The organism is Streptomyces physcomitrii (genome assembly GCF_012273655.1).
Lineage (GTDB): Bacteria > Actinomycetota > Actinomycetes > Streptomycetales > Streptomycetaceae > Streptomyces > Streptomyces physcomitrii.
Genome location: NZ_JAAWWP010000005.1, coordinates 352,783 through 376,891 on the forward strand (window position 1 = coordinate 352,783; position 24,109 = coordinate 376,891).

The window sequence follows — 24,109 nt, forward strand, 5'->3', positions numbered from 1 at the left end:
ATCCGCAGGGCGGTCGGGCACCCGAGTCTGCGAAGGGACCGTCAGGACACGAAGGCGGCGACGGCCCTCACGACAAGGGCTCGGCTCTTCACCTGCGATCGGTCGACCGCCTACCGGGGCCTGCCGCACGATGCAGAGATGCGCCCGGACACAGGTCTATCTATTGCGGCCGGACAAGATTTCAGCTCACCGCCTGAAGAGTTTTTCTGCCGATGCAAGCAGCATACTGACAGCAAATGTACGGGCGCCGTTCCCGCGTGCTACTGTCGCTCTCAGTTGCAGTTGTGGTTCCCAAATCTTCCACGCTTGTCTCCGCATTCGGCTGCGGAAAGCGTCTTGCGTTTCCGGCTTTTTCTGTTCTCCGGGTGGGGCATCATCGCGGCGACCCGGTGTCCACGGATCGTGGATGCCGGCGTACTGCCCCATAAGGAGATTCGGCATGGCGTCCGGCACCGTCAAATGGTTCAACGCGGCCAAGGGCTTCGGTTTCATCGAGCAGGACGGCGGCGGCGCTGACGTGTTCGCACACTTCTCGAACATCGCCGCGCCAGACTTCTGCGAGCTGCTCGAAGGCCAGAAGGTCACCTTCGACATCGTTCTGGCCCCGAAGGGCCCGACGGCCGAGAACATCGTTCCCGCCTGACGCCGAGCGTACTTCGCAGCTGGGGCCCGCATCCCTCGGGGTGCGGGCCCCAGCTGCGGGAATTACTTCCGAACTACTTCCGCTGGTGCCGTCTGCGGGGACACATAACCCCCCAGATCCTTTCCAGGAGTACGCCCCGGTGGACCGCACCGATGCCCGGCATCTCACGCCGGTATGACGTCAAACATTTCAGCACTCACGCCCCGCAGCGAATTCGCGGCACGACGAGTTCGCTTTCGCATTTCACACCGGCCCGTTCTTGTGGTTCTTCGCGCTGCACTTCTGCTGCGGAAATTCCTCGATACGTGCCGTACCGAGGAAGGTCCCAGATGAACCCCACACGTACGAACGAGCGCACCTCCCGGACCCGCCGCGCCAACGGCCCCGTTTCCACTGCCGGTTCGGGCCGGGGAAGTCGCTCCGGCTCGCCCGTCCCCAGCCGTTCCGGTGGGCAGAGCCGTTCCGGTGGCCCGAGCCGTTCCGGTGGCCCGAGTCGGCGCGCCACCGCGGCCCAGGGCGAGTTCGCCCTGCCGGTCACGGTCACTCCCGCACTGCCCCCGGTCGGGGTATTCGCCGATCTCGACATGCCGAGGCAGCTGCTGGCCGCGCTGACCGCGCAGGGGGTGAGCGTCCCGTTCCCGATCCAGGGCGCGACCCTGCCCGACACCCTCGCGGGCCGTGACGCACTGGGCCGGGGGCGCACCGGCTCCGGCAAGACCCTCGCCTTCGGCCTGGCCCTGCTGGCCCGCACCACCGGTCAGCGAGCCGAGCCCCGCCGGCCCCTGGCCCTGGTCCTCGTGCCGACGCGCGAGCTGGCACAACAGGTCACCGACGCCTTGGCCCCCTACGCACGCTCGGTCGAGCTGCGGCTGGCCACGGTCGTCGGCGGCATGTCGATCACACGGCAGGCCAACGCGCTGCGCGGCGGCGCCGAGGTCCTCGTGGCGACGCCGGGCCGGCTCAAGGACCTCATCGACCGCGGCGACTGCCGGCTGGACCAAGTCGCGATCACCGTCCTCGACGAGGCCGACCAGATGGCCGACATGGGCTTCATGCCCCAGGTGACCGCGCTCCTGGACCAGGTCCGCCCGCACGGGCAGCGGATGCTGTTCTCCGCCACCCTGGACCGCAACGTCGACCGCCTGGTCCGCCGCTACCTCAACGACCCGGTCGTCCACTCCGTCGACCCCTCCGCCGGCGCGGTCACCACGATGGAGCACCACGTCCTCCACGTCCACGGCACCGACAAGCACCGCACGACGACACAGATCGCCGCACGCGAAAACCGGGTCATCATGTTCCTGGACACCAAGCGGGCGGTGGACAAGCTCACCGAACACCTGCTGGCCAACGGCGTGCGAGCCGCAGCGCTGCACGGCGGGAAGGCGCAGTCGCAGCGCACCCGAACGCTGACCCAGTTCAGGACCGGGCACGTCACCGTGCTCGTGGCCACGAACGTCGCCGCACGCGGCATCCACGTCGACAACCTTGACCTCGTCGTCAACGTCGACCCGCCGAGCGACCACAAGGACTACCTTCACCGCGGCGGCCGAACCGCCCGGGCAGGGGAGTCCGGCAGCGTCGTCACCCTCGTCACCCCTCACCAGCGCCGTGACATGACCCGCCTCATGACCGCCGCGGGCATCGTGCCCCAGACCACCGAGGTCCGCTCCGGCGAAGAAGCACTCCACTGCATCACCGGGGCCCGGACCCCCTCAGGCGTCCCCGTGACGATCACCGCACCGGTGGTACAGCGGCGCCAGCGCAGTACCTCCTCACGTCGCCGCCGCAGCCCCGCCGCCGCGGCCCGGCGCGGCGTGGGCACACCGCGGCCCGCCTTCGACGCCGCAGCCTGAGAACCCCGTGATCCGGAAACTCACCCACCGCTGCAGGAGGCACCTTTTGACGCTGGTCCAGAGGCAAGCCCGCTCGACGAACACCCCCACCGCAGGCGGGACAGTCGCCGACGCCATGGACACCGCCGGGCCGCAGGCCGATGACGACATGACCGTCGAGGTGGCCCTGTCCGTCATGGCCGGTGCCCGCACCACCCATCTGCTCGTCCGCGACGACAGCGGCCGGTGCACCGGACTGCTCACCAGCGCTCAGCTCGCGGCAGCCCCTGACGGATCCGCCTACTCGGACAGGGTCCGGCTACGGGACATCTCCGGCGCCCGCGGGCCGTTCACCTCGCCGAGGACCACCATGGCCGAAGCCGGGCACATGATGCGCCACAGCAACGTCGACGCCCTGCCCGTGGTCGACGAAGACGGCAGCGCCCTGGGCGTCCTCGCCCTTGCCCGCTGAGCCGTCCCCCACCGCACCAGAGCCACTCCCCTGCCCTTCTCTCCTGTGAGGCATCATGCGCTGTGTCATCGCCCGCTTCCCGTTCGACCTGACCAGGAGCGGCGTCCTGGAATCGATGGAGGGCATCAAGCCCGAACAGGCGACCGGCCAATCCGTGATCATCGGCCGACGCACCTACCCCGCCAAACAGGTCGGACAGGTCATCACCCGCCAGGACCGCCGCGACTTCAGCGCCGGCGAAGTCCTGCGGGCCATGGCGCAACTCGGCTTCACCTGCCGCGACCAGGCCCCGGTCCTCGCCCCCACTCGGGTTCTCACCCCCTTGCAGCAGGCATCCGCGATGCTCGGAGGCTCCTAGGGCCGGTTCGGGTGGCCCGACCGTGCCGCTGGATCATGCGCCCCGCGGCTGGAGGTAGCGGGCCAGCAGGTCGTCCAGGCTGACCGTGCCGGTGAGCCTTCCCGCGCCGTCGCGGACCACGGCAAGCGATGCCCTGCGCCGACGCAGGATCTCGATCGCCTCTGCGACCGTGGTGTCCTCCACCAGTTCGGGCACGGGGCGTGCGAGCGCGCGAGCGCCGGCGGACCGCCCGCGTGCTCGCGCCACGAGGACGTCCCGGGCGTGCACCGAGCCGAGAATCGCGTCCTCCTGGCGGACCAGCAGCCGGGTGCGGTCGTGAGCGGCGGCCAGGCTCAGGATCTGCTGCGCCTCGGCGTCGGCGTCGACGGCGACCATGCCGGCGGCCGGGACCAGTACGTCACGCACGGGTGTCTCGGGCTCGGTCAGTGAGCGCGTCAGCAGGTCGGAGTCCGTCTCACTGATCAAGCCGAGCCGTTCGGACTCCGCCACCAGGTGGGCGAGCTGCTCCCGGTTGTGGACAGCGGCCAGTTCGTCGCGCGGAGTGACCCGGCAGAGGCGGACCAGCACGTTGCTGATCCTGTTCAGGACGCGGATCAGCGGCCGTACAGCGGTCGCGACGGCGCGGAAGGGGGGAGACAGCAGCATCGCCGAACGCTCGGGATGGGCGATGGCCCAGGACTTGGGCGCCATCTCGCCGAGAACCATGTGCAGGAAGACCACGACGATCATGGCCACCGCGAAGGCCACGCCGTGGCTGAGCGCGGTGGGCAGGCCCACGTGGCGCAGCAGGGGGTCCAGTTCGTGGGAGATCGCGGGCTTGGAGACCGAGCCCAGGCCCAAGGTGCAGACGGTGATGCCGAGTTGGGCACCGGCCAGCATCAGCGAGAGCTCCCGCATGCCGGCCAGTGCGGCCTTCGCGCCGCGCTGTCCGTCGGCCGCGGCCTTCTCCATGCGGTGCCGCTTGGCGGCGACCAGCGCGAACTCGGCCGCGACGAAGAATCCGCTGCCGACGAGCAGGAGGACGGTGACGAACAGAGCCATCGGGAAACTCATGCCCGGTCCTCCGCCTTCTCGGCCGACCGCTCGATGCGGATCCGTTCGGGAACGTGCCGGTGCAGGGTGAGCACGTCGATCACGGCGCCACCACCTCCGCGCAACGGCACGAGGAGCCGGTCACCGACCGCCGGGAAGCGGCCGAGCCGGTCGACGACGAGCCCGGCCACGGTCGCGTAGTCGTCCTCCTCGGGCAACTCGACACCCGTCGCCGCGGCCACCTCGTCCAGACGGCACCCGGCGTCCACCAACCAGCCGTCGCCGTCCGCGACTGCCACCTCGGTGACGGCGTCCGACTCGTCGGCGATGTCACCCACCAGTTCCTCGGCGATGTCCTCGTAGGTGACGACACCGGCCACGCCTCCGTGCTCGTCCAGGACCACGGCGAACTCGTCGTCGTGCTCACGCATCCGCTCCACGGCGTCCGGCAGCGGCAAGGTGTCCGGCAGCAGCAAGGGGCGCCGGGCCACCGCCGCGGCCACGGTGTCCGTGGCCCGGTCGGCGGGCAGCCCCACCAGTTCCCGCACGCCCAGTACGCCCGCGACCTCGTCCGGATGGTCCCCGAGCACGGGGTAGTTGGAGTGGCCGTGCTCGGCGATGAGGGCGATGGCCTCGGCGACGGTGGCGCGGTGGCGGACGAACACCGTGTCGGCTCGCGGCACCCTCACCTCGTGGAGCGTCCGCTCGGAGAACTCCAAGGCGTGGTCGAGCAGTTCGGCCGTTCCGCGGGGCAGCTCTCCCCGTTCGTGGGACTCTCCGATCAGGTGGCCCAGCTCCTCCAGGGTGGCACCGTGGTGGAGTTCCTCGACCGGTTCGATGCCGATCCGGCGGAGCAGCCTGCCGGCCGCCCCGTCGAAGATCCGGACGACCGGGCCGACCGCCTTCAGATAGCCCAGGGTGGAGCCGGCCAGTGCCTTGGCCAGCCGTTCCGGAACGGCGATGGCGAGGTTCTTCGGGGCCAGCTCACCCAGCACCATCTGGACCACCGTGGCCAGGACGAAGGCGAGGACGACCGAGATCCCGGTGACGGCACTGCCGGGGATGCCGATACCGGACAGCGCGGGCCGCAGCAGCGCGGAGACCGAGGGCTCCGCGATGAAGCCGACCACCAGACCGGTCACCGTGATGCCGAGCTGGGCGCCCGAGAGCATGAACGACAGCCGCTCCAGTACGGTCAGGGCGCGGGCGGCCTTCCTGTCCCCCTCCGCCGCCTCACGGGCGAGGGCCAGCCGGTCGGCCGAGACGTAGGCGAATTCCTGGGCGACGAAATAGCCGGTGCCCGCGGTCAGTACGAAGACCGCCAGCACTCCCAGCCAGGCTTCCACGGCGCTCATTCCGCACCGCCGCGCCGCGTGCCGTGTCCGAGGAGATGCGTGCCGTACCCGAGGAGATGCGGGCGGGACGGTCGGATCTTGCGTGCCATGGGGTCCGTCGGTCTGGCGGACAAGCTCTAGCTCCCTCTTCGGATGTGCGGACACAACGATTCTGGCGGAAAACGGGTTCCCGGCATCTCCGCGTGCCGCCCCCTCGCGGCAGGTCCGCCGCCTGCCCCGTCCCGGCAGGCCGCCGAGGGCACCCCCTCGCCTGTCTCCTCTGGCCAGGCCAGGAGCGTCTTTCGGCCTTTCCGGAGGCGGTCGGCCGGAGCGCGTCTCCTGCCCGCGAGGCCGACTCTATGCTTCTACGCGTTTGTAGAGAAAGGCCCGGGGCGACCCCGGCCGCGCATCCCTGGAGACGACACGTGGCTTCGATCGATCTGAACAAGGTGCTGGACAAGGCATGGGCGGACAAGAGCCTGCCGGAGGTGCTCGCCGCCCCGGTCGCGGCGCTGAAGGGCGTCTCCGACCGTGACGGCGAACTGCTCGAAGAGGCGTTCGGAGTCAAGACGGTCGCGGACCTGGCCGAGTTGAAGTACGTCCGCTGGGCCCAGGCACTCGCCGCCCTCGAAGCCGCCAAGTAGTCCCGGCAGGCGGCCTCGGTGCCGTCCGTCCGCACCATCGGGCCGGACGGCACCCTCCCATGGGACATGCGTACGCGCGCCGACGAGGTCGGCGACTCCGTCGAGGGCGACAGCGAGGGAGAGGACTGAGCCCCCGACCGCCCACCGGGCCCCGTAGCGAGCGGCTCACGCAGCAGCACCCAGTGGCACCCAGCAGCACGCAGCAGCGCTCAGCGGTCCGACGCGGACGGGCGATCTTCTACAGCCGTGTAGATTGTCACGCGGTTTCTGAAGACACGTAGGGAGTTCTGCATCATCATGATCCATCCGCCCCGGGGCCGGTCCGGCCGAATAGCGCACCCGTCGGTCACCGTACTCACCCTCGCCCTCACGGCTCTGGTCTTATCGGGCTGCGGCAAGGACAAGCACGACGAGACGACCGCGTTCGACACCTTCGTCGAGCGTCACCGATGCGAGGACCTGAAGCGCGGCAGCGACGGCGACATCGACCTCTCCTGCATCGACCCGCAGAGCGGTCGGCGAGTCGACATCGAGTTCGAGGCGAACGACCGCCCCGGGCAGTACTTCACGGACACGACATTCGGCGGAATCGTGCACGTCTTCACTCCCGACGAGGTCCGCAAGTCGAAGGCCCACGCCAAGGCAAAGAGGTCCTGAGCCCCGGGCCGGCACCCGCACATGAGAGGCACCGCGTTCGGGTCAGGCGCACTCCCGGGTACGGGGATGTCCGGCCACCGCGGTGCGCCGGTTCACCAGGGTCCGGCGCAGGCGCGGAGGGTGAGTCCGGCGCCGACGACCAGGACGAGGCAGGACGTCAGCACCGGACCGAGGCGTGCCAGGCGCCGCAGCGGAGCGAGCCGGGCGGCGGCGAGGCGGGTCCGGGCGTCGAGGCGGTCGCGCAGGCGGACCAGGAGCAGACCGGCGAGAGTGAGGGTCCCGGCCATGCCCAGCCCGTAGGCGAGGACGAGCAGGATGCCGAACGCGGTGCGGCCGAGCGCGACCGCGCCCAGCAGGACGACCAGCGCGGAGGGGCTGGGCACCAGACCCCCGGCGACACCCAGTCCGATGAGGCCCCGGCGGCTCGATGCCCTCGGGGCCTTCGCCGTCGGGGTCCGGGGCGGGGCAGCGCGCTCTTCGAGCGGGGCAGCGCGTTCTTCGAGCGGAGCAGCGTGCCCTTCGAGCGGGGCAGCGCGTTCTGCGGTCAGTACGGCCGTGTCGCCGGGGGCGGGGTGCGGGGGCGCGGTGGCCGGGATCGTCAGCAGCCGGTCGGGTGTGGTGGGGGCGTGCTCGTGGGTGCCGTTTGCGGGCGTGCCGTCCTCGTGCGGATGGTCGCCGGCGAGGTGGTGATCGTGACCGAGGTGGTCGTGATCGTGATCGTGCGCATGGCCGAGGTGATCGTGGTCGTCTGGGCCGTGTGCGGGAGGCCCGTGGTGGTGAGGGTGGCCGTCGGAGCCGTGGTGGTGCCCGCCCGGACCATGGTGGTGACCACGCGGTCCGTGGTGGTGACCGCCCGGACCGTGATGGTGGCCGCCCGGGCCGTGATGGTGACCGCCCGGACCGTGATGGTGATGATGGTGGCCCGCCTCGCGGCCGCGCAGGGCCGAGTGCAGGAGCCAGAGTCCGATGGCGGTGACCAGGAGTCCGCTCGCGAGGCCCAGCCAGGTGAGGACGGCTTCCCCGGCGAGTCCGGTGGACAGGGGCAGCGCGAGCCCCAGCACGAGGACGCCCGCGGTGTGGGTGAGGGTGACGGTGACGCCCACCGTCACCGCGTCACGCGGCGTACCCCGTCGTCCGGCGAGATAGGCGGCCATCAGGGTCTTGCCGTGTCCGGGCATCGCGGCGTGCGAGGCGCCCAGGACGACGGCCAGCAGCAGCGCCAACAGGCCGATCGGGACGGTCAGTTCATGGCGGCCGACGAGCGAGTCGAAGGCGCCGGTCACCTTTCCCAGGGCGGTGCCGACAGGCCCCGATCCGGGCAGTGCCGAACGGACCGCCGAGGCGGCGGTCCCGCTGCCGCCCGGCTCGGTCCGCAGGGTGGCGGACCGCTGGTCGAGGGGGCTGGCGAGCGGATCCTGGGGGTAGCGCCGCAGCTCGTCGGTGGCCGAGCTGCTCGGGACGTTCGACGTGGTGACGGTGACGCCCTCGCCCCGGGCGGTCACCTCGTGCCAGCCGATGCGCGCGGTGTCGTAGCCGGTCCGCAGGGTGACACCGGCCGGGGAACGGAGGTCCGCCGCGGCGGTGAGCGCGCAGCTCAGCCGACTGGTCTCCAGGCCCGCCTGGCCGGGGTGGTGACTCAGGGCGCTGCGGGGGCGCCGCCACTCGGAGAGCGGATTTCCCCGTACGACCACCCTCAACTGGTCGGCCAGCCGGGCGCATTGGGCGGCGGCGTAGCGGTGCGCCTCACCCGCGTCGACACTCCCGTCGTGGTCCCGGTCGATACGCGGGCGCTCCTGAGCCGCCGCGATCTCCGCCCGGTCGACCACGACGAGCGCGTCGACGCGGCCGGGGTGCAGGGTGATCCCGGTGTAGTGGTTGACGGTGAAGTTGCCCAGGGGGTGAGCCCCCGCGGCCGGCGCCCCGGCGAGCACAGCCGCGGAGGCGAGCAGGACGCCGACAAGGGCGGACAGGATACGACGCCGGGCGTTCACGGTCCGGTACGTACCGGTCGCTTGCCAGCACGTATCGGTCGTCGTCCGGTACGGAACGGTCGCCGTCCGGTACGAACCAGTCCCCCTCCGGGGCGAGTCGGCCGGCGTCCGGGGCGGCCCGGGTGTCGACTGGTGCGGCCCAGGTGTCGACCGGTGCGGCCCGAGTGTGGGCCTGTGCGGCCCTGGTGTCGTCCGGTGCGCCCCGGGTGTGGGCCTGTGCGGCCCTGAGGAGGACCGGCGGGACCCGGTCGGCACCGGAATCGTCTGGCTCGGGGGCGCCGGAATCGTCTGGCTCGGAGGCGGCGGGGTCGTCGGGGTCATCGGCGTCTTCGGCTTCCGTCGTGGGTTCATCGGGAGCGGTGGTCCGCCGTGGCGTCGGCTGCCCGGAGCCGGGCGCGGGCCTCGGGGGCGTACCGGGGGTGGAAGTGCGGGTCCAGGGCGAGCGCCCGGGCGTGGTCGCGGCGGGCGGCGGCGGAGTCGCCCAGGGAGCGGTGGATCTCCGCGCGGTGGAAGTGGAAGAGGGCGCTGCGGGTGCCCAGGGCCAGGGCCTTGTCGGCGCGGGCGAGGGCCTCGGTGTCGCGTCCGGCGCGGTGCAGCGCCCAGGCGGCGGCGTCCTGGACCGCGAGGAACGGCCGCCCCCGCAAGGTCTGTTCGGCCATGGCCACGGCCCGCTCCGGCTTGCCGTGGTCCGCCTCGAAGAGGATCGCGTCCACATCGGCCGGGCCGCCGCCGCTGCGGCGGACCTGGTCCTGGGCCCGGAGCAGCGCGTACTGCTCCTCGGCGCCCGCCCGGTCGCCGGTGGCCTCCCGCAGTTCGCCGAGACCGAGCAGGTACTGCGGCAGGGGCGCGACGGCGATCGCCTTCTCGTAGTCGAAGACGGCCTTCGCCCGCTCGCCGAGGGCGGCGCGGCTCCGCGCCCTGGCCTCCAGGAGTCCGCCGTCGCGCGGCGACTCCCGCAGACCCGCACCGGCCTGGCGCAGCGCCTCGCGCGGATGGCCCGACTCCAGGGCGAGCAGGGCGAGATGGGTCCGGGCGAAGGCCCGCTCGGGCGCACCCGGTGCCGCTCGCAGGGACCTGTCCATCAGCTCGCGCGCCCTCGGGACGTCGCCGCGCAGCTCCCAGGTGTAGGAGGCGCGGGCGAGCGCGCCGGCGTCGGGCCGCAGATCGGTCATGCGCTGGATCGCGCGATAGGACTCCTCGTAGCGCCCCAACTGCGTGTAGGCGTCGCCGAGTACGCCCTGCGCCTCGGCGCTCGACGGATTGGCGGCCGCCGCCTTCCGGCCCCAGTCGAGGGCCTCGGTGAACCGGTGCCGGGCGGCGGCGAGCGCCCCCATCCCGATCTGGGCCTGGTAGTTGTCCCGCGGCTGGACCGTCAGCGACCGGCGCAGCGCCCGCTCGGCGCGTTCGTAGGTCGCCGGATCCGCGGTGGTGCGCGCCTGCTGTACGTAGGCCATGCCCAGGCCCGCCCAGCCGGCCGGGTCCTTCGGCACCTGCCGCACCCGCTCGGTCAGCGCGGCCACCGAGCCCCGCTCGGACCGCCCGGCGCCCGGACCCGAAACGGCGGTGCGCTCCTGCCCCGGCCCCTGCCGGGAGCCCAGCACCACGGCGCCGGCCAGGAACAGGACGGCGCCGAGGACGAGCACGGTGACGGTGGCGCGCAGGCCGCGTCCGGCCCGGCGCACGGGTGCGAGCACGTGGAACAGCCTCGGCAAGGGATCCTCCCCGGTTCCTGCGGTGGCCCCCGGCCGGGCGGAGGCTGAAGGAGCCCTCCGCCCGGCCGGGGATGACGGGTGACGGTGCGTCAGCCCAGGTGGCGGCGGCGCCACAGGCGGAAGCCGCCGGTGCCGAGCAGCAGCGCGCCCGCGCCGCCGAAGGCCGCGGCGTGCTTGTAGTCGCCCGGCATGCCGAGGTCGCCGCCCTGTCCGCTGTTGACGTTCTTCGTGTGCGGCAGCGCCAGATACGGGAACCTGCCGCCGAAGGGCACCTCGTTGGTGTCGACCTGGTCGCCGTCGGCGAGTTCGGGGACCAGCTGCCCGGTCTGGGCGGCGCCCTCGACGGCCTGCAGGGAGATGTCGATGGCGTCGTCGGCGAGGCGGCGGCCGTTCGGGAAGCCCGCCAGGTCGCCCGCGAGGACCCCGAGCCGCTGCGGCTCGGCGGTCGGCGGCACCGCCATGTTCAGCCGCAGCTCCTCGGCCGGCACGATCTGCTTCGCCGAGGCGTCCTTGTTCAGGCTGTGGGCGTTGAGGTCCGCCTTGATCGGGCCGCAGGCCTTGCAGATGCCGGTGAGGTAGATCTCCGCGAGGTCGTTGCGGGGAGCCTTCGGCGCGGGGATCCCGTACACCTTCTGGATCAGCTTCGGCAGGATCGGGTCGTAGACCTTGTCCACCACGGGCTGCACGGTGCGGTCCTGGTCCGGGGAGATCGAGTTGAAGGCGTCCTTGTACTTCAGCGGGACGACGACCTCGTTGACCAGCGGATTGCCCAGCCTGGACACCTGGCGCCAGCCGGGGTGCGGCAGCGTCTTCGGGGTCTGCTTGCGGCTGTCGGTGACCGTGGCGCCCTTGCGCTCGGTGGTCGACCAGACGCCGACGACCGGGTTGCGGGCGGAGTCGCCCTTGAGGGCGAGGAGCTTCTTGGGCACCTGCAGGGCGACCGAGTTGACGTTGTAGCCGGCGAGGGTGTCCTTGCCGCGTTCGCTCAGGTCACCGCCGTACAGCAGGTCGAAGACGCGCAGGTCGGCGAAGAAGGGGTCCTCCGCCTGGCCCGCGTAGGTCTGGCCGCCGCCGCGCACCGGCCGTACCGCCTGGTCGCGCAGCTTGCCGTAATCCGGCATCGAGGCCTTGCCGGTCCTGGAGGGGGCGACGGGGGCGTCGTGCAGCAGGGTCGTGGTGCCGCGGGCCGTGGTCACCGTCAGGTCGTAGAACTGGCGGAAGTTGAGGTCCGGGTCGTTCAGCGAGTCGACCGGGCCGGTGTTGTAGAGGAACTGCTGGGCGGCGTCGCGGATCTCGTTGCGAAAGCGCCAGGTGTAGGTGACGTCGGCCTTCCCGTCACCGGTGTTGTCGATCTTGATGTGGTACTTGGCGTCGTCGGCGAAGGCGTAGAAGTTCGGACCGCCGTTGGGCTCCTCCATGGGAATCCAGTTGGCGGCCAGCGTCACCGTGTCCGGCTTGTCGGGGCTGGTGAAGGCGTAGGTGTCGGTGTTGTCCGCCCGCGGGTCGCCCGCGATCATCGGGGCCTCCCGGTGACTGGAGGCGGAGCTGACGCCGGGGGCGAGGGCGAGGACGGCCACACCGGTCGCCAGGGCACCGGTGCCAAGGACGAGGAGTGACTGATCGAGGGCGCGCCGCTTGCGGGGCGCGGGATGACGGAGTGTCAAGGCTGATCCTCTCGATTGCGGGTCCGCCCGCTCGGCTCTGTCCGACGGCGGGGACCCGGTGGGGGACGGCGCCCCGTAAGGGCGCACGGGCGAGACCCTCCGGGTCGGCACCGCGGCGAGGAACACCGCGGTCCACGCACCACCGCCCGTCGAATTCGCGAGCCCAGAAGAGCATGAGAAAACCGGCGATATGCCACATATTTGCGGGCACTCCGCGACCCCCTGGGGCCAATTGCCCAGGAAGCGCAGGTGACGGCGGCAAGAGGAGGCGGTACGACTGCCCGAATCGGCCACGACACGAACGGAGAACCGAGCGCCACACGGGTGAGGGCACCCCTATCGCATGAAGGTCCTTATTGCGAGGCCAGTGCAATAAGGAGGCTCCCCGAGACCTTGCGCAGCGCAAGACGTCTGGCGGCGAGAAGGCGGGACCGGCCGCAGGCCGCCTGGCCGGGCCGACTCGACCGCCTCATCGCCGCTCGGGATGGGGACGTGTCGGCGTCATGACGCTGATCCAGCCTGGAATCCCCTTACGCCGTAGGCGGGTTGGGGGTGGGGACGGGGATGGGGATGGGGACAGGAATGGAGATGAGGGGCGAGGGTGGTGCCGGTCTCCCTGCCTGACGGCAAACGCACAGAGGGAACAAAAGCCGCGTAACACCCTCTGCCGTCACGGCGACCCGGGGGAATCGTCCTCGCCGTGTAACAGCGGGAGCCTCCGTGCCCGGTTCGCCGTCCTGCCCAGTGCACACCCTCGGACAGGAGGCGGGACGGACATGGCGAAGCGCAGCAGGCGGGCCGGGCACGGGCGGATCCTCATCGGCGGGACCGTGGTGGCGGCGCTGACGGCGGCCGCCAGTCTGTGGACCGCGCAGGCCGACCCCGGCGGCGCCGAGAAGCGTCCCCCGGCCGCCGCCCCGAAGAGCCCGGCCGCCGTGTCGCCGGAGATCGCGCATGCCTCCGACAAGGGACCCAAGGGCGTCAACATCACCATCGACGACGGGCCCGACCCCCGGTGGACGCCCGAGGTCCTCCAGGTGCTCGCCGACAACGGCGTCAAGGCCGTCTTCTGCATGGTGGGCCCGCAGGCCGAGGCCCACCCCGACCTGGTCAAGGCCGTGGTGGCCGCCGGGCACCGGCTGTGCGACCACAGCGTGCTGCACGACACCTCGATGGACGGCAAGCCCGAGGCCTACCAGTCGGAGCAGATACTCCAGGCCGAGAAGTCCCTCACCCGCGCCTCGGGCGGCGTCCGCCCCCTCTACTACCGCGCCCCGGGCGGCGCCTTCACCCCGTACAGCCGGGGGCTCGCGGCCTCCCGCGGTATGCGGCCGCTCGGCTGGAACGTCGACACCAAGGACTTCGAGAAGCCGGGCACCGAGGCCATCGTCAGCACCGTCAAGAAAGAGGTGACCAACGGTCCCACCCTCCTCTTCCACGACGCGGGCGGCGACCGCTCCCAGACCGTCGCCGCCCTCCGCGAGGTCCTTCCGTGGCTCAAGCAGCAGGGGTACGCCTTCGGGTTCCCGGTGCGGTGAGGCGGCGCGGCCGGGACCGGTAGGGCGCGGCTCCCGACTCCCGGCTCCCGCATACCAACTGCCCAGTACCGTCCGCCCCGTACGGACCGCCGACCGAGGACCGCGGCCCCCCGACCGCCAACCGCCGACCCCGTCATACGTGAGCGACCAGCACGTACCGTTCGTCGTCCACCTCACCGCCCCACAGGTCCGGGTGCTCGCCGAGGGAGTCGACTCGCAGGCCCGCGGTCAACGGCCGTACGGTCCGGGACAGTTCCTCGGCACCGATGCCGCCGTGCCAGGGCAGGGACGCGGCGCCGTCGGCATACGGCGCGGCGGCCCGGGCGGACTGCCGCCAGCGGCCCTCGACCAGCACCAGCCGGCCTCCCGGGCGCAGGCGGGCCACCCACGCGCGCAAGGCGGCCTCCGGGTCGGGCAGCGTCCACAGCAGATGGCGGCAGAGGACGGCGTCAAAGCGCTGGTCCCCGGTCGGGGGCGCCATGGCGTCGCCGACGAGGAGTCGGGCCGTCAGGCCGGCGGTGGTGAACTTCGCGCGCGCCTCCTCGATCATGCGCGGGGCGAGGTCGACCCCGGTCGCCCGGTGCCCGGCCTCGGCCAGCAGCAAGGACAGCGACCCCGTCCCGCAGCCGATGTCGAGGACGTCGAGCGGGGCGGAGGGTATCCAGGAGCGCAGCAGCCGGGCCCAGGCGGCGCGCGTACGGCCGGCCCGCAGTCCGTGGTCGGGCTCCTCGTCGAAGGAGGGCGCGGCGGCATCCCAGTACGCGGCGATGGAAGCGGCGCGCTCGGCCGGGCCCGTGGGCTCCGCGGTGCGTTCGGTCATGCCCCGATGCTCTCAGCGGCCACTGACAGTCCCGGCGCCCGAGGGAGTCGCCGGGCTCAGCCGGATCCGTTCGGTGCCGGGTACCCGCCGTCCACGCGGATCGCGGTGATGCCGCTGATGTGTCTGGCCCCGCAGCGGTCCTGGGGCAGGACCAGTTGGGGGCCCGCGGGGTCGAGGGGGCGGTCGTCGAGGGTGACCGCGAGCAGGACGGGGGCGCGGCCGAAGTCGGGGTCGATCTCCGCCCAGGAGAGCAGGGCGTGGTGGCCGTCGGCGCCGCGTACGGCGATCAGGAAGCGCAGCCGGTCCTTGCGGCGGGTGAGGTCGAAGACGGGACCGGCGGCCGAGAGGACGTCGTAGAGGAGCGGTCCGGTGAAGGTGTGGCGCCGGGTGCCGCTGGTGGCGCACTCGAAGTGCACCGCGGTGCGGTGCTGGGGCCAGGCGCGGAGTTCGGCCACCGTCAGTCGGGCCGGGCGGGCCAGGTCGCCGGTGAGGGCGAGCCGCGCCACCGGACCGGCCGTCCTCCCCGGGGCCGCGAGAAACTGGCTCATGGGCCACCACCTCCCCCAGAGCCTTACCCGCACCCGCCTCCCGTAGAAACGCATATACCAGCCTTGCAGCTCACAGGCAGTGCTCGTGCAATGAGACAGAAGACTTTCTCCTGGCATCTGCGGCAGTATCATCTGCGGGACGCACACCTACCGGACCGGGGAGGCCGCCGCTGTGCTCGGCGCCAGTACGGACACCACGCGGCGCCCGACCGACGGCGGGGACATCACCGCCGGGCGGAACGCACCGGCCGCCGGGACACCCCTGGGCCGGACCGTGCCGGGCGGAGTCCCCGGCCACCGGAACGCATCGGACGGGGTCCCGGTCGGTCGCGAGCCGGCCGAGGGACCGGAGCCGGCGTCCGGGGTTGCGGCGGTTGCGGCGGTTGCGGCGGTTCCCGTGATCAAGTCGGCCGATGGGGCCGCCGAAAGGCCGGACGAACGGACGAACGGACGACCGGACGACCGCAGTCCAGCACCGGAAGACCGCAGCCGGGCAGCCGAAAGACCGCCGACAGTCGAAAGACAGCAGACCGCAGACCGCACACCGCAGACAGTCGAGAGACCGCAGACACTTCCCGCGAGGGTTCGCGGGAACAGAGGGAGTAGCCCCGTGATGACCCGTTCCGTGCTCCGGACCCTGCAGGTGACCGGGGCGGCGACCGCCGCGCTGCTGGTCCTGAGCGCCTGCTCCTCCGACGACTCCTCCTCCGACGACTCCTCGTCGGCCGGATCCGGCTCCTCCTCCGACAAGCTGTCCGGCACGGTGACCGTCTTCGCCGCCGCCTCGCTGAAGGAGAGCTTCGAGAAGCTGGGCAAGCAGTTCGAGCGGGAGCACCCGGGTACGAAGGTGACCTTCAGCTTCGGCGGCAGCGACTCGCTGGCCGCGGGCATCACCGGCGGGGCCCCGGCCGACGTGTTCGCCGCCGCCAGCCCCAAGACGATGAAGATCGTCACCGACGCGGGGGACGCCGCCTCCGGCACGCCCGCCACCTTCGTCCGCAACGAGCTGGAGATCGCCACCCTGCCGGGCAACCCCGACAAGATCGGCTCCTTGAAGGATCTGACGGGCTCCGGTCTGAAGGTCGTCCTGTGCGACAAGGAGGTGCCGTGCGGCTCGGCCGCGCAGAAGGCCCTGGACGCGAGCGGGTTGAAGCTCACGCCGGTCTCGTACGAGCAGGACGTGAAGGCCGCCCTGACCAAGGTCGAACTCAAGGAGGCCGACGCCGCCGTCGTCTACAAGACGGATGTGAAGGCCGCGGGCGACAAGGTGGAGGGCGTCGCCTTCCCCGAGTCGGCCGACGCCATCAACGACTACCCGATCACCCTGCTCAAGGACGCGCGGAACACCGCGACCGCCAAGGCGTTCATCGCGCTGGTGCGGTCCGCCGAGGGGCAGAAGGTGCTGACCGGGGCCGGGTTCCTCAAGCCGTGAGTTCCCCGCGAGGCGAGTCCGCCGCCGTGGCCGGCCCCGTGAAGGGCGGGCCACGGCGCGGCCGCGTCCGCGTCCGGGGCCGTGGCGGTGGCGGTGGCGGTGGCGGTGGCGGTGGCGGTGGCCGGGGCGGTGCCCGCCGGGGGGTGCCGCTGCCCCTGCTCCTGCCTGCCCTGGTGGGGCTGGTGTTCCTGATCCTGCCGCTGCTCGCGCTGCTGATCCGCGCCCCCTGGCGGAGCCTGCCGGACCAGCTGACCAGCCACGAGGTGTGGCAGGCCCTGCAGTTGTCCCTGCTGTGCGCGACGGCGGCCACCGCGGTGAGTCTGGTGATCGGCGTGCCCCTGGCCTGGCTGCTGGCCCGGGTCGAGTTCCGGGGACGCGGCCTGGTACGGGCGCTGGTCACCCTGCCGCTCGTCCTGCCCCCGGTGGTCGGGGGTGTGGCGCTGCTGATGGCGCTCGGCCGCAACGGGGTCGTCGGCAAGTGGCTGGACGACTGGTTCGGGCTGACGCTGCCGTTCACCACGGCGGGGGTGATCGTGGCCGAGGCGTTCGTGGCCATGCCGTTCCTCGTCATCAGCGTCGAGGGCACCCTGCGCGCCGCGGACCCGCGCTACGAGGAGGCCGCCGCCACCCTCGGCGCCTCCCGGTTCACCGCCTTCCGCCGGGTCACCCTGCCGCTGATCGCCCCCGGTGTCGCCGCGGGCGCCGTCCTCGCGTGGGCCCGGGCACTCGGCGAGTTCGGCGCGACGATCACCTTCGCGGGCAACTTCCCCGGCCGTACGCAGACGATGCCGCTCGCCGTGTACCTCGCCCTGCAGAGCGACCCGGCCGCCGCGATCTCGCTCAGCCTGGTGCTGCTGGCGGTGTCCGTCGCGGTCCTGGCGGGGCTGCGCGATCGCTGGATGACCGCCTCATGACCGACGACGATCGCCGGATGGCCAAGGATGATCGGTTCATGACCGGCAGGGAGAAGAAGGCGTCCAGTCCGACGAGCGCACCCGCCCCGGCACCGGAGGGCCAGGAAGGCCTGGACGCCCACCTGGTGGTCGAGCGCGATGCCTTCCGGCTGGACGTGTCCCTGGCCGCCGCCCCCGGTGATGTCCTCGCCCTGCTCGGCCCCAACGGCGCCGGCAAGACCACCGCCCTGCGCGCGCTGGCCGGGCTCGTCCCTCTGACCGGCGGCCATCTGCGCCTGGACGGCGCGGAGTTGGACCGTACGCCCACGGAGTCCCGGCCGGTCGGGGTGGTCTTCCAGGACTATCTGCTCTTCCCGCACCTCTCCGCCCTGGACAATGTGGCCTTCGGGCCCCGCTGCCTCGGCGCGAGCAGGGCGGGGGCCCGCGCCGAGGCCGCCGCGTGGCTGGCGCGGATGGGGCTGTCCGAGTACGCGTCCGTGAAGCCCCGCCGTCTCTCCGGCGGCCAGGCCCAGCGTGTGGCGCTCGCCCGGGCCCTGGCCACCCGCCCCCGCCTGCTGCTGCTCGACGAACCGCTCGCCGCCCTGGACGCCCGTACCCGCCTCGACGTCCGCGCCCGGCTGCGGAGCCATCTGGCCGAGTTCGAGGCGGTCGCCGTCCTGGTCACGCACGACCCGCTCGACGCCATGGTCCTCGCCGACCACCTCGTCGTCGTCGAGGACGGGCAGGTCGTCCAGCGGGGCACCCCCGCCGACATCGCCCGCCGCCCGCGCACCGACTACCTCGCCCACCTGGTCGGCCTCAACCTCTACCGGGGAACGGCCGAGGGGCACACCGTCCGCCTCGACGGCGGAGCGGTGGCCACGACCACGGAGGACCTCCGCGGCCCGGTCTTCGTCGCCTTCCCGCCGAGCGCGGTCACCCTCCACCAGGAGCGTCCCGGCGGCTCCGGCGCCCGCAATCTGTGGCGCTGCGAGGTGGCGGGCCTGGAGACCCACGGCGACCGGATCCGGGTCGCCCTCACCGGCGGACTCCCGCTGGCCGCCGACCTCACCACGATCGCCGCGGCCGAACTCGACCTGCGCCCCGGGGCCGCGGTCTGGGCGGCGGTCAAGGCGGCCCGGACGCACGCGTATCCCGCCTGAGGGTGAGGCCGCGGCGGGAGCGGCCGGAGGGCTCACCGGCGCATGCCCGGGGCCGGGGAGATGGGCCGCTCGGGTGATAGTTCCGGGAGGTGGTGTCGAGGACGGTGCAGAAACGTTGGCCCGGCGTGGAGCCACGTGAACTTTGGGAACGCAACCTGCTGCTGGCCGAGGCGTTCTGCGGAACCGACGACCGGGTGCGCCAGGCGCAGGCGGTGATGGACGAGGCGCTGGCCAGCCGGACGAGGACGCTGGCCGCGTTCGCCGTGACCGTCGGCAGCGACGCCGCCGTGGCGAGTCTGATGGGGCTGAACGAGCGCGAGGTGCGGGTGGCACGCCGTACGGTCGGCAGGGAGGACGCCCGGGTCGTCGCCGACGCCCTGCTCAAGCAGCCCGCGGCGGTGGCTCCCCCGCCGGCCGAGGCGCCCCCGCCGGCCGACGCACCCCCGCAGCCGCTCGCACCGGACCCGGACCCCGACCCCGCGGCGGAGGCACCGGCGGACGCCGCGCGAGCCCATGTGCCCCACCCGCGGGCGGAGGCCGAGCCGTCCGCCCAGCCGGTCGCGCCGGAGACCGCGGTCCCGGCCGCGGCGACCTGGACGGAGGGGATGGATTCCGTACTGCTGTGGAGCTGGCAGTCCGGGCTCGACCTTCAGATCGTCGCGGAGGAACTCGGCCTGGACGCCAAGGAGTTGCTCCTGCGCGCCCGGAAGCTCGCCGCGGAGGGCCAGTTGACGCCCAGGGCATCGGCGTACCTGGACGTCCGGGCGGGCCGCCACCGCCGCCACGACCCCGTGCAGTACACCTTCGTACCCGACAGCCCGGAGACCCTGTACAGCGCGCCGGGCGCCTACGGCTGAGCGGCCCGGCGCGCGCTGTCCGGTCTCCGCGGGCCGCCCCGGGTCTCACCGGCCCGGTCCGCCGGGGTCCCGGATCAGGTCCCGGAGGGCGGTGTTCAACTCCAGGACGTTGACCTGGGGTTCGCCGAGGAAGCCGAGGAGGCGGCCGGTGGTGTGCTCGGCGACGAGGTCCTCGACCTCCTCGACGCCGAGATCGTTCTGCTCGGCGACCCGGTGGACCTGGAGCTCGGCGTACGCGGGTGAGATGGCGGGGTCCAGCCCGGAACCGGACGAGGTGACGGCGTCGGCGGGCACGTCCGCGGGCCGCACCTCGTACGTGGCGGTCGAGTTGTCCTTCACCACGGCCGCCTTGGCGTCCCGGACCCACCGGATCAGCTCCTCGTTGTCGCCGGAGCGGTTGGTGGCGCCGGAGAGGAGCAGGGAGTACTCGGTGTTGACGCTGTTGGTGCCGAGTCCGTTCGAGGGGCGCGGCTGGAACCACTTGAGGTCCGGTCCGGGCGTCTCCTGGCCCTTCTTCAGCGGGAGGTCGTAGCGCTGGCCGATGAGGGAGGAGCCGACGACCTGCCCGCTCCGGTCCTTGATCTCGGAGCCGTCGGCCTTGTCCTCGAAGAGGGCCTGGGCGATGCCGGTCACCGCGAGCGGGTAGACCACCCCGCAGACGAGGGTGAGGACGAGCAGGGCGCGCAGCCCGGCTCCGATCAGGCGCGCGGTGCTGCCGATGGGGAGGTGCGTCATGGCGGATCAGCCGATTCCGGGGAGGAGGGTGAGGAGCAGGTCGATGAGCTTGATGCCGGCGAACGGGGCGAGGAGGCCGCCGACTCCGTAGAGGCCGAGGTTGCGGCGCAGCATCCGGTCGGCACCGGCGGGCCGGTAGCGCACGCCCCTGAGGGCCAGCGGCACCAGGGCGACGATGATCAGCGCGTTGAAGATCACCGCCGAGAGGATGGCGGACTCCGGCGAGGCGAGGCCCATGATGTTCAGCCGGTCCAGCGAGGGGTACGCCACCGCGAACATGGCGGGGATGATCGCGAAGTACTTGGCGACGTCGTTGGCGAGCGAGAAGGTGGTCAACGCCCCCCGGGTGATGAGGAGTTGCTTGCCGATCTCGACGATCTCGATGAGCTTGGTGGGGTTGGAGTCGAGGTCGACCATGTTCCCGGCCTCCTTGGCGGCGGAGGTGCCGGTGTTCATCGCGACGCCGACGTCGGCCTGGGCGAGGGCGGGTGCGTCGTTGGTGCCGTCGCCGGTCATCGCGACGAGCTTGCCCCCGGCCTGCTCCCGCTTGATGAGGGCCATCTTGTCCTCGGGGGTCGCCTCGGCGAGGAAGTCGTCGACCCCGGCCTCCTCGGCGATGGCCTTCGCGGTCAGCGGGTTGTCACCGGTGATCATGACCGTACGGATGCCCATGCGGCGCAGCTCGTCGAACCGCTCCCGCATCCCCTCCTTCACCACGTCCTTGAGGTGGACCACCCCGAGGACCCGCGCGCCCTCGGCGTCCTCCACGGCCACCAGCAGCGGTGTGCCGCCGGCCCCGGAGATCCGGTCCGTGAGCGCCCGCGCGTCCGCGGCGACGCTCCCGCCGCGCTCCGCCACCCACGCCAGTACGGAACCGGCCGCGCCCTTGCGGATCCTGCGCCCGCCCAGGTCGACGCCCGACATCCGGGTCTGCGCGGTGAAGGCCACCCACTCGGCGCCGGCCAGCTCGCCCCGGTCCCGTTCCCGCAGCCCGTACCTCTCCTTGGCCAGGACCACGACGGACCGGCCCTCGGGGGTCTCGTCGGCGAGCGAGGACAGCTGCGCGGCGTCCGCGAGCGCCTCTTCCGGCACTCCCTCGACCGCCAGGAAGGCGGCGGCCTGCCGGTTGCCCAGGGTGATGGTGCCGGTCTTGTCGAGCAGCAGCGTCGACACGTCCCCGGCCGCCTCCACCGCGCGGCCGGACATCGCGAGCACATTGCGCTGGACGAGGCGGTCCATGCCGGCGATGCCGATCGCGGAGAGCAGCGCCCCGATGGTGGTCGGGATCAGGCAGACCAGGAGCGCGGTCAGCACGATCAGGGAGGTCTGGTCGTCGGCGCCCGCGTAGATCGCGAAGGGCTTCAGGGTGACCACGGCCAGCAGGAAGACGATCGTGAGGGAGGCGAGCAGGATGTTCAGGGCGATCTCGTTGGGTGTCTTCTGCCGGGCGGCGCCCTCCACCAGGCTGATCATGCGGTCGATGAAGGTCTCGCCGGGCTTCGTCGTGATCTTGACGACGACGCGGTCGGACAGCACCTTCGTCCCGCCGGTCACCGCGCTGCGGTCGCCGCCCGACTCCCGGATGACCGGGGCCGATTCACCGGTGATCGCGGACTCGTCCACGGAGGCGACGCCGTCGACCACGTCACCGTCGCCGGGGACGATGTCCCCCGCCTCGCAGACCACCAGGTCCCCGACGCGCAGCTCCGTCCCGGCGACCCGCTCCTCCTTCGTACCGGTGATCCGGCGGGCGACGGCGCCGGTCCTTGCGGTGCGCAGGGTGTCGGCCTGAGCCTTGCCGCGGCCCTCGGCGACCGCCTCGGCGAGGTTGGCGAAGACGGTGGTCAGCCAGAGCCAGCCGGTGATCGCCCAGCCGAACCAGTCGGCGGGGTCGGCGAGCGCCAGCGCGGTGGTGACCACCGAGCCGACCAGGACGACGAACATCACCGGCGAGGTGATCATCACGCGCGGGTCGAGCTTGCGCAGTGCGTCCGGGAACGACTTCAGCAGCTGCTTCGGGTCGAAGAGCCCGCTGCCGGCACGGGTGGGGGCCCCTCGGCCGCCGGGGGGCGGCAGGTCGTCGTGCGGGGCGCGGGCGGGGGTGGCGGTGCTCATGAGGCGAGCCCTTCGGCGAGCGGGCCCAGCGCCAGGGCCGGGAAATAGGTGAGTCCGGTGACGATGAGGATCGTGCCGACGAGCAGCCCCGCGTAGAGCGGCTTGTCGGTGCGCAGCGTGCCCGCGGTCTCGGGCACCGGCTGCTGCTCGGCGAGCGAGCCCGCGAGAGCCAGGACGAAGACGATCGGCAGGAAGCGGCCGAGCAGCATCGCGATGCCGAGGGTGGTGTTGAACCACTGGGTGTCGGCGTCGAGTCCGGCGAAGGCGGAGCCGTTGTTGTTGGCGCCGGAGGTGTAGGCGTAGAGGATCTCGGAGAAGCCGTGCGCCCCGGAGTTGGTCATCGAGTTGCCGGGGGTGGGCAGCGCCAGGGCCACGGCGGTGAAGCCGAGCACCAGGGCCGGGGTGACGAGGAGGTAGCAGGCGGCGAGCTTGATCTGGCGGGTGCCGATCTTCTTCCCCAGGTACTCCGGGGTGCGGCCGACCATGAGCCCGGCGAGGAACACGGCGATGACCGCCATGATCAGGATGCCGTAGAGGCCGGAGCCGACACCGCCGGGCGCGATCTCGCCGAGCTGCATGCCCAGCATCGTGATGCCGCCGCCGAAGCCGGTGTACGAGGAGTGGAAGGAGTTCACCGCGCCGGTCGAGGTCAGCGTCGTGGCCACGGCGAAGAGCGAGGAGCCGGCGACCCCGAACCGGGTCTCCTTGCCCTCCATCGCCCCGCCCGCGATCTCGAACGCCGGTCCCCGGTGGGCGAATTCGGTCCACATCATCAGCGCCGTGAAGCCGAGCCAGATGACGGCCGTCGTGCCGAGGATCGCGTACCCCTGCCGCAGTGAGCCGACCATCCGGCCGAAGGTGCGGGTGAGCGCGAAGGGGATCACCAGGATGAGGAAGATCTCGAAGAGGTTGGAGAGCGGGCTGGGGTTCTCGAAGGGATGGGCCGAGTTGGCGTTGAAGTAGCCGCCGCCGTTGGTGCCCAGCTCCTTGATGGTCTCCTGCGAGGCGACCGCGCCGCCGTTCCACTCCTGGGTGCCGCCGGTGAACTGGCCGACCTCGTGGATCCCGGCGAAGTTCTGGAGGGCGCCGCAGGCGACCAGCACGAGCGCGCCGACCACCGAGAGCGGGAGCAGGATGCGTACCGTGCCGCGTACCAAGTCGGCCCAGAAGTTGCCGAGTTCACCGGTACGCGACCGGGCGAAGCCGCGCACCAGCGCCACCGCCACGGCCATGCCGACCGCCGCGGAGAGGAAGTTCTGCACCGCGAGACCGCCGGTCTGCACGACATGGCCCATGGCCTGTTCGCCGTAGTACGACTGCCAGTTGGTGTTGGCGACGAAGGACGCGGCGGTGTTGAACGCCTGGTCGGGATCGATCGAGGAGAAGCCGAGCGATCCGGGCAGCGCGCCCTGGAGGCGTTGCAGCAGGTACAGGAAGAGGACGCTCACCGCCGAGAAGGCGAGCAGCCCGCGCAGATAGGCGGGCCACCGCATCTCGGCGGACGGTTGGGCGCCGATGGCCCGGTAGATCCACTTCTCCGGCCGGTAGTGCTTCTCGGAGGAGTAGACCCCGGCCATGTAGTCGCCGAGCGGACGGTACGCGAGCGCGAGCGCGGCGATCAGGGCGAGCAGCTGGAGCACACCAGCGATCTGGGGACTCATGGCGG

Annotated in this window: 21 protein-coding genes; 11 read left to right on the forward strand and 10 right to left on the reverse strand. The window is 72.1% G+C overall.

Going from position 1 to position 24,109, the window contains the following annotated elements:
* Nucleotides 1-439 precede the first annotated feature (439 nt).
* The 4 genes from HFV08_RS11275 (at nucleotide 440) to HFV08_RS11290 (ending at nucleotide 3,308) form a co-directional block, all read left to right on the forward strand.
* The gene (locus HFV08_RS11275; protein WP_168538372.1) at nucleotides 440-643 is read left to right on the forward strand and encodes a cold-shock protein; all 204 of its coding nucleotides are present in this window, start codon (nucleotides 440-442) and stop codon (nucleotides 641-643) included.
* Between the two features lie 329 nt (nucleotides 644-972).
* Complete coding sequence (locus HFV08_RS11280) at nucleotides 973-2,499, forward strand: DEAD/DEAH box helicase (RefSeq protein WP_168538374.1); 1,527 nt, start codon at nucleotides 973-975, stop codon at nucleotides 2,497-2,499.
* 46 nt (nucleotides 2,500-2,545) lie between these two features.
* The gene (locus HFV08_RS11285) at nucleotides 2,546-2,950 is read left to right on the forward strand and encodes a CBS domain-containing protein (protein WP_168538376.1); all 405 of its coding nucleotides are present in this window, start codon (nucleotides 2,546-2,548) and stop codon (nucleotides 2,948-2,950) included.
* Nucleotides 2,951-3,005: 55 nt separating this feature from the next.
* Nucleotides 3,006-3,308 (forward strand): SCO5918 family protein, encoded by a 303-nt coding sequence (locus HFV08_RS11290; RefSeq protein ID WP_168538378.1) that lies wholly within the window; start codon nucleotides 3,006-3,008, stop codon nucleotides 3,306-3,308.
* Nucleotides 3,309-3,341: 33 nt separating this feature from the next.
* On the opposite strand, the gene HFV08_RS11295 is transcribed toward HFV08_RS11290, so the two are convergent.
* Nucleotides 3,342-4,361 carry a hemolysin family protein gene (locus HFV08_RS11295; RefSeq protein WP_168538380.1) on the reverse strand — a complete coding sequence of 340 codons (1,020 nt, stop codon included), beginning with the start codon at nucleotides 4,359-4,361 and terminating at the stop codon, nucleotides 3,342-3,344.
* Nucleotides 4,358-5,695: a hemolysin family protein gene (locus tag HFV08_RS11300; protein ID WP_168538382.1), complete on the reverse strand. Its 1,338-nt coding sequence runs from the start codon at nucleotides 5,693-5,695 to the stop codon at nucleotides 4,358-4,360. The genes HFV08_RS11295 and HFV08_RS11300 overlap by 4 nt, the downstream gene beginning before the upstream one ends.
* A 404-nt stretch (nucleotides 5,696-6,099) precedes the next feature.
* Here HFV08_RS11300 and HFV08_RS11305 point away from each other — a divergent pair, with 404 nt between their 5' ends.
* Together HFV08_RS11305 and HFV08_RS11310 are read left to right on the forward strand one after the other, a co-directional pair.
* Nucleotides 6,100-6,318: a hypothetical protein gene (locus HFV08_RS11305; RefSeq protein ID WP_168538384.1), complete on the forward strand. Its 219-nt coding sequence runs from the start codon at nucleotides 6,100-6,102 to the stop codon at nucleotides 6,316-6,318.
* A 297-nt stretch (nucleotides 6,319-6,615) separates the two neighbouring features.
* Nucleotides 6,616-6,975: a hypothetical protein gene (locus tag HFV08_RS11310; protein WP_168538386.1), complete on the forward strand. Its 360-nt coding sequence runs from the start codon at nucleotides 6,616-6,618 to the stop codon at nucleotides 6,973-6,975.
* 92 nt (nucleotides 6,976-7,067) lie between these two features.
* On the opposite strand, the gene HFV08_RS11315 is transcribed toward HFV08_RS11310, so the two are convergent.
* From HFV08_RS11315 to HFV08_RS11325, 3 genes are all read right to left on the reverse strand, one after another.
* On the reverse strand, nucleotides 7,068-8,966 hold the full coding sequence (locus HFV08_RS11315; RefSeq protein ID WP_312885518.1) for an urease accessory protein UreH domain-containing protein: 1,899 nt from the start codon (nucleotides 8,964-8,966) through the stop codon (nucleotides 7,068-7,070).
* Between the two features lie 347 nt (nucleotides 8,967-9,313).
* Entirely contained in the window at nucleotides 9,314-10,660 is a 1,347-nt protein-coding gene (locus HFV08_RS11320) for a tetratricopeptide repeat protein (protein ID WP_312885519.1), read from the reverse strand.
* A gap of 107 nt (nucleotides 10,661-10,767) precedes the next feature.
* Nucleotides 10,768-12,342: a DUF4331 domain-containing protein gene (locus HFV08_RS11325; protein WP_168538391.1), complete on the reverse strand. Its 1,575-nt coding sequence runs from the start codon at nucleotides 12,340-12,342 to the stop codon at nucleotides 10,768-10,770.
* Nucleotides 12,343-13,118: 776 nt separating this feature from the next.
* Between HFV08_RS11325 and HFV08_RS11330 the strand changes: the two genes are divergently transcribed.
* On the forward strand, nucleotides 13,119-13,880 hold the full coding sequence (locus HFV08_RS11330; RefSeq protein ID WP_168538392.1) for a polysaccharide deacetylase family protein: 762 nt from the start codon (nucleotides 13,119-13,121) through the stop codon (nucleotides 13,878-13,880).
* A 133-nt stretch (nucleotides 13,881-14,013) separates the two neighbouring features.
* Here HFV08_RS11330 and HFV08_RS11335 read toward each other — a convergent pair whose 3' ends face one another.
* Entirely contained in the window at nucleotides 14,014-14,700 is a 687-nt protein-coding gene (locus tag HFV08_RS11335; RefSeq protein ID WP_168538394.1) for a class I SAM-dependent methyltransferase, read from the reverse strand.
* Between the two features lie 56 nt (nucleotides 14,701-14,756).
* The gene (locus HFV08_RS11340) at nucleotides 14,757-15,248 is read right to left on the reverse strand and encodes a molybdopterin-dependent oxidoreductase (RefSeq protein WP_168538396.1); all 492 of its coding nucleotides are present in this window, start codon (nucleotides 15,246-15,248) and stop codon (nucleotides 14,757-14,759) included.
* Between the two features lie 613 nt (nucleotides 15,249-15,861).
* Here HFV08_RS11340 and modA point away from each other — a divergent pair.
* The 4 genes from modA (at nucleotide 15,862) to HFV08_RS11360 (ending at nucleotide 19,593) form a co-directional block, all read left to right on the forward strand.
* The gene (gene modA, locus HFV08_RS11345; RefSeq protein ID WP_168538398.1) at nucleotides 15,862-16,680 is read left to right on the forward strand and encodes a molybdate ABC transporter substrate-binding protein; all 819 of its coding nucleotides are present in this window, start codon (nucleotides 15,862-15,864) and stop codon (nucleotides 16,678-16,680) included.
* The gene (modB, locus tag HFV08_RS11350) at nucleotides 16,677-17,594 is read left to right on the forward strand and encodes a molybdate ABC transporter permease subunit (RefSeq protein ID WP_168538403.1); all 918 of its coding nucleotides are present in this window, start codon (nucleotides 16,677-16,679) and stop codon (nucleotides 17,592-17,594) included. Before modA ends, modB begins: the two co-directional genes overlap by 4 nt.
* Nucleotides 17,595-17,632: 38 nt before the next feature.
* The gene (locus HFV08_RS11355; protein ID WP_210430184.1) at nucleotides 17,633-18,736 is read left to right on the forward strand and encodes an ABC transporter ATP-binding protein; all 1,104 of its coding nucleotides are present in this window, start codon (nucleotides 17,633-17,635) and stop codon (nucleotides 18,734-18,736) included.
* Nucleotides 18,737-18,840: 104 nt separating this feature from the next.
* Entirely contained in the window at nucleotides 18,841-19,593 is a 753-nt protein-coding gene (locus tag HFV08_RS11360; RefSeq protein WP_312885520.1) for a hypothetical protein, read from the forward strand.
* Between the two features lie 45 nt (nucleotides 19,594-19,638).
* On the opposite strand, the gene HFV08_RS11365 is transcribed toward HFV08_RS11360, so the two are convergent.
* From HFV08_RS11365 to kdpA, 3 genes are read right to left on the reverse strand one after another with little or no spacing between them, the layout of a single operon-like run.
* Nucleotides 19,639-20,328, reverse strand: coding sequence for a potassium-transporting ATPase subunit C (locus tag HFV08_RS11365; RefSeq protein ID WP_168538407.1), 690 nt, complete (start codon nucleotides 20,326-20,328; stop codon nucleotides 19,639-19,641).
* A gap of 6 nt (nucleotides 20,329-20,334) precedes the next feature.
* A complete protein-coding gene (kdpB, locus tag HFV08_RS11370; RefSeq protein ID WP_168538409.1) occupies nucleotides 20,335-22,443 on the reverse strand; it encodes a potassium-transporting ATPase subunit KdpB in 2,109 nt (702 codons plus the stop codon).
* Nucleotides 22,440-24,104 carry a potassium-transporting ATPase subunit KdpA gene (gene kdpA, locus HFV08_RS11375; RefSeq protein WP_168538411.1) on the reverse strand — a complete coding sequence of 555 codons (1,665 nt, stop codon included), beginning with the start codon at nucleotides 24,102-24,104 and terminating at the stop codon, nucleotides 22,440-22,442. Before kdpA ends, kdpB begins: the two co-directional genes overlap by 4 nt.
* Nucleotides 24,105-24,109 lie beyond the last annotated feature (5 nt).